This is a genomic window from Archangium sp., assembly GCF_036389735.1.
In the GTDB taxonomy this organism is placed as follows: Bacteria; Myxococcota; Myxococcia; order Myxococcales; family Myxococcaceae; genus Archangium.
Genome location: NZ_DASVWK010000433.1, coordinates 1 through 5,002, shown reverse-complemented (window position 1 = coordinate 5,002; position 5,002 = coordinate 1). Strand labels below are relative to the sequence as shown.

Genomic DNA, 5,002 nt, shown 5'->3' with positions numbered 1-5,002 from the left:
GGCAGCGTGGTGCCGGTGCTCAACGCGCCCGAGTTGTTGCGCGTCGCCGCGGCGCCCGTGGTGCTGCGCGCCGCCACCGAGACGCGCCGCCCGCACATCCTGGTGTGCGACGACGCGCTCACCACGCGCTTCGCCATCAAGGCGCTGCTGGAGATCGCCGGCTACTCGGTGGTGACGGCCGGGGACGGCGAGGAGGCCCTGGGCATCCTGGAGCGCACGCCCTGCCAGCTCGTGGTGAGCGACTGGCAGATGCCGAGGTTGGATGGCATCGGGCTCACCAGGCGCATCCGCGCCCACCCCAAGCTGTCGCGCACCCCCGTCATCCTCTGCACCTCCCTGGACAGTCCCCAGGAGCGGGCCGCCGGGCTCGAGGCGGGGGCGGACGGCTACCTCGTCAAGCGCGAGGTGGAGCGCGGCAAGCTGTTGGATCTGGTACGCCAGTTGCTGCCCGGAAGCGCTTGAGCAGGCAGGCGTCCAAGGCCTCCGTGCCCGCTTCCCCCGTCGTGACGGGGTGAGCACCTTGGGTCGACTGGAGGCGGCGTGGAAGCCCAGATAGCGCTGTGGATCGCCGGCTTCTCGTATCCGGCGGTGTTCCTGCTCCTCGTGCTGTGCGGGGTAGGGGTCCCGCTGAGCGAGGAGCTGGTCATCATCACGGGAGGGCTGGTGGTCGCGAAGAGCGGCGCGAGCCTGCCGGTGATGGTGTGCGCCGCGTACCTGGGCATCCTGGCGGGGGACAGCGCGCTGTACCGACTGGGGCGCTCGCTGGGGCCGAGGGTGTTCTCCCACCCCAAGCTGTCGAAGATGCTGACGCCGGAGCGGATTACCTTCCTCCAGAAGTTGTTCGCCCGGCGCGGAGCGGTGGCGGTGTTCCTCGCGCGCTTCCTGCCGGGTGTTCGCGCTCCGGCGTTCCTGCTGGCGGGGGCCTCGGGCGTGTCCTACCGGCGGTTCCTCCTGGCCGATGGGATCGCGGCGTGGATCCCCGCGCTGGGGATGACGTGGCTGGGCTACCGCTTCGGCACCCAGGTGCTCGAGGACGTGCAGGGCGGCCTGCGATGGCTGGTACTCGTGGCGGCGGTGGTGGGCCTGGGCGCGCTGGGGGTCCGCTGGGTGCGGCGGCGCGCGACGGTCCGTGCCGCGACCCGGGTCTTCCAGGCGCCCGAGGGTGAGCCTTGAGCGTGTAGGGCCGCTCTCAATCCGTCAGGCGTGGCAGCAGCACCGTCAGCTCCAGCCCGGGCGTCTCCTGTACGGAGAGCCGGGCCTCCATCCTCCGGGTGAGCTTCTCCAGCAGCTCGAGCGGGCGCTCCGGAAGCGGGCGCTCCGCACGGGCCTGGACGAGCAACCGCCACCCCGCCCCGTCCGAGGCCTCCACCCGCAGCACTAGGGCCGAGGCTCCGGCCCCCGCCAGCAGTCGCTCCAGCGTCCGGATCAACAACGCCACTTCGGGCCGGGGCGCCCGGACCCGCACCGGCTCCTCCGGGAACTCCAACGCCGCGGATCCACGCCGCCCGGGGCCGAAGGTGGCGCTCAACAACGGACGCAGATCCTCCGCGGGTGCGTCCTCGACCGGAAGCAGCTGCTGGAGTCGCGAGTGCAGCTCACCCGTCGCGCGGCCCATGCGCTCGAGGTAGCGCTGCATGGAGGGCGTGAGCGCGCCAGCCATGCCCCGGTTCATCATGTCGACGTAGCCCTGAAGGACGAGCAGCGGCGTGCGCAGATCATGCGACGCTCGCGAGCGGGCCCGCTCCTGGTGCGCCCGCAGCTCCCTCAACCGCATCCGCTCCTGGCGCAGCCGGGCCTGCTCGGCGCGAGCCGCGTCCTCACGGGCGTGGCACGCCAGCAGGGCCTCGCCCAACGCCACCAACCGCAGGAGGCGCTGGCGATCGGCCGCATCCACACACGGCTCGCCCAGCACCAGGGCCGTGCGCCCCTCCTTTAATACCTGGAGGGGATGGGCCCGGTCCGGGGCCGGAGGCTCCAGGCCCGCGAGCGCCACGAGCTGGCCACCCGCGTACAGCGCGGCGCCGCTCGCCTCGGTGAGACGGACAGCCGCCTCCACGAGCGCATCGAGGCCTGCCCTCGCCCCGTGGTGGAGGGCCCGCTCGGCGATCGCCGAGAGTGTCCGCTCCACCTCGGAGGCGCTGGCACTCCTTCCCACTCGCCGCCCACTCCAAGTCCCCGCCTGCACACGGGAGGAATGGCCATGGTGCCCCGAGGGTGCAACGCGGTCCATCATGGGAAACAAAGGGGTGACGAAAGGAAAACCCTTTCCCATTTCTACACCCGCCCACCCAACTTTTTTACTGGACTGCGGGGTTTCCCTGGCCCCGAGCCCCACTTTCCCCTCGGAAGGCGCTGGCCGAGACCTTGCTATCTCCTGCGTCCGGGATGGCACGGAGCGGAATGAGGACGCTGGGATACTACTCGACGATCGCGCGGCTGGCGCCGGCAGGGCTCGCCCGTGGAATGGCACGCCGGGTCCAGGGCGTCGCCCGGCAGGCGCTCTATAAGAGGCGCGAGCGGCTCGACGAGCCGAGACTGCTGGAGGCCTTCGGCGTCTCCCGGGCGGAGGAGCTGGCCGGACGGGTGCTGTCGGCGCGCTCCGGTGCGGCATGGTGTGAGGTGGATCAGCGGGCCTCCGTCTTGGAAGCGCTCGCGGCCCTCCCGGGTGCGGAGGCGCGGGCGCTGGCGCGGGCCCGGGCCGCTCTCCGGGGCGAATACGATGTCTTCGGCACGACGGTGTGCTTCGGCGAGAACCAGCCGGTGGACTGGTCCAGGGATCCGGTGAGCGGCTTCCGCTACCCCGTCCTCCCCGTGGAGCAGCTGCGGCTGGAACGTCCGGGAGTGGACCCCAAGTACCCGTGGGTGCTGGGCCGGCTGGACTGTCTGGTAGCGCTCGGCCAGGGCTACTGGGTGGAGCGCGACGCGGCGGGGAGAAGCACCTTCGCTCGCGCATTCGTGACGCGGACGCTGGACTTCCTCCAGGCGAACCCGGTGGGGCAGGGGGTGCACTGGACGTGCGGTATGGAGGTGGCGCTGCGGGCGGCCAACCTGGCGCAGGCCCTGGTGATGTTCGCGGACGCGCCCGAGGCGCGGCGGCCGGAGTTCCTCGTGCCGGTGCTCGAGTCGCTGGCCGAGCACACCGCGTGGGTGGAGGCACACCTGGAGGACAAGGGGGCGGTGCCCAACAACCACCTCGTCTCCAACTACGTGGGTCTGCTGGTGGTGGGGCTGCTCTTCCCGGAGCTGCCGGAAGCGCCCAGGCAGGTGGCGCTCGCGGCGGCGGGGCTGCGCACGCAGATGGTGGCGCAGGTGCACGCGGAGGGCACCTCCTTCGAGGGCTCCGTGCCGTACCACCGGCTGGCGGTGGAGCTCTTCACCCTGGCCTGGGTGGTGGCGCGCGGCACGGGCACGGACCTGGGCGCGAGGTACGCGACGCGGCTGCGCCGCATGTACGCGGCCTCGCGCGCCTGGTGCTCGGAGAAGGGGCTGGCGCCGCAGATAGGGGACAACGACTCGGGCCGCGTCTTCCCCTTCCAGGAGCGCGACTCGCGCGACCAGGGCTACCTGGCGCCGCTCGGGGCGGCCCTCTTCGAGGACGCGAGCCTCGCGCAGGGACCCTTCCCGGACGAGGCGGCCTGGCTGCTGGGGCTGCCGGGGCTCGAGAGGTTCCGGGTCTTGAAGCCCGCGGGGCCCGCGCCCTCGGTGAGCTTCCCGGCCGGGGGCTTCCACGTGCTGCGTGGGGCGGGCGCGGTGGTGACGGTGAGTGCCGGGGCGCAGGGCCAGGGCGGGGTGGGCGGGCACAGCCACAACGACAAGCTCTCCTTCGAGCTGCACCTGCACGGGCGCCCCGTCATCGTGGATCCAGGCACGGGCACGTACACGCGCGATGCGGCGGTGCGCAACGCGTTCCGCTCCACGGCCGCGCACAACACGCTGGAGGTGGACGGCGAGGAGCAGGCGCCGCTGGACGCGGCCCGGCTGTTCGCGCTGCCCGAGACGGCCCGTGCGCGCGTGCAGGTGTTCCAGCCGGGCGCCGAGCTGGAGCGCCTCACCGTGCGGCACGACGGCTACCGCGCGCTGGCCTCGCCCGTGGGCGTGGAGCGCACCTTTCTGCTGGATAAGCGCGAGCGTGCGCTTGGGGTGACGGACGCATTGGTGGGGGTGGGGCTTCACGCCGTGACTGGGCGGATCCACCTTCCGGACCGCGAAGCGCGGCGACGGACCGCGAAGCCCGAGGAGCTGGCGCGGGCGATGCGAGTACCGGGCGCCCCGCGGGAGTTCGAGGCACTCGGTGTGGAGCTGGGGCCGGCGGAGGCACCGGAAGCGGTGGTGCTCTTCGCGGCGGGCCTGGAGCCACGGTTGGAGCCGTCCCGGTATTCGCCGGGCTACGGCCTCGAGGTGCCGTCGCAGGTGGTGGTGTTCCGGGTGCGCGTCGCGCCCCCGGCGTCGTTGAGGTGGGTGGTCGTCTTCAACTGAAGACCAGGGCGAGGTGTGACCGGGGAACCCGGCACATCCCAGGGAGAGGTGAGTCAGATGCGCGTCATGGTGAGCCCGCTGTTGCAGCAGATCCGTCAGCGGGAGGCGAGGGTGGGCGTGGTGGGGATGGGTTACGTGGGTCTGCCGCTGGGGATGGCGTTCGCGGAGGCCGGCTTCCCCGTGACGGGGCTCGACGTGGACACGCGGAAGGTGGACAGCATCGGCAAGGGGGAGAGCTACATCAAGCACATCCCCAGCGCGCCGCTCAAGGAGCTGACGAGCGCGGGCAAGCTGAAGGCCACGACGGACTTCGCCAAGGCGAAGGACATGGACTGCATCATCATCTGCGTGCCCACGCCGCTGACGGCGTCGCGTGAGCCGGATATGAGCTACATCATCAAGACGGGCGAGCTGCTGGCGCCCCACGTGCGCCCCGGGCAGCTCTTCATCCTGGAGTCCACCACGTACCCGGGCACCACGGACGAGGTGCTCAAGCCTCTGCTGGAGAAGAACGGCCTGAAGGCGG

The 5,002-nt window shown here is 71.9% G+C and carries 5 protein-coding genes; 4 read left to right on the top strand and 1 reads right to left on the bottom strand.

Going from position 1 to position 5,002, the window contains the following annotated elements; translation table 11 throughout:
- Both VF794_RS15610 and VF794_RS15605 read left to right on the top strand, forming a co-directional pair.
- A partial coding sequence (locus tag VF794_RS15610) for a response regulator (RefSeq protein ID WP_331111167.1) occupies window positions 1–462 on the top strand: 462 nt, incomplete at its 5' end.
- Between the two features lie 78 nt (window positions 463–540).
- Window positions 541–1,173, top strand: a complete 633-nt coding sequence (locus tag VF794_RS15605; RefSeq protein ID WP_331111165.1) for a DedA family protein — start codon at window positions 541–543, stop codon at window positions 1,171–1,173.
- Window positions 1,174–1,189: 16 nt separating this feature from the next.
- Here VF794_RS15605 and VF794_RS15600 read toward each other — a convergent pair whose 3' ends face one another.
- Entirely contained in the window at window positions 1,190–2,155 is a 966-nt protein-coding gene (locus VF794_RS15600) for a histidine kinase dimerization/phospho-acceptor domain-containing protein (protein WP_331111163.1), read from the bottom strand.
- 245 nt (window positions 2,156–2,400) lie between these two features.
- On the opposite strand from VF794_RS15600, the gene VF794_RS15595 reads away from it, so the two are divergent.
- Window positions 2,401–4,476: an alginate lyase family protein gene (locus tag VF794_RS15595; protein WP_331111161.1), complete on the top strand. Its 2,076-nt coding sequence runs from the start codon at window positions 2,401–2,403 to the stop codon at window positions 4,474–4,476.
- 57 nt (window positions 4,477–4,533) lie between these two features.
- Window positions 4,534–5,002, top strand: a 469-nt coding sequence (locus VF794_RS15590; protein ID WP_331111159.1) for an NAD(P)-binding domain-containing protein, incomplete at its 3' end; no start/stop codon positions are given.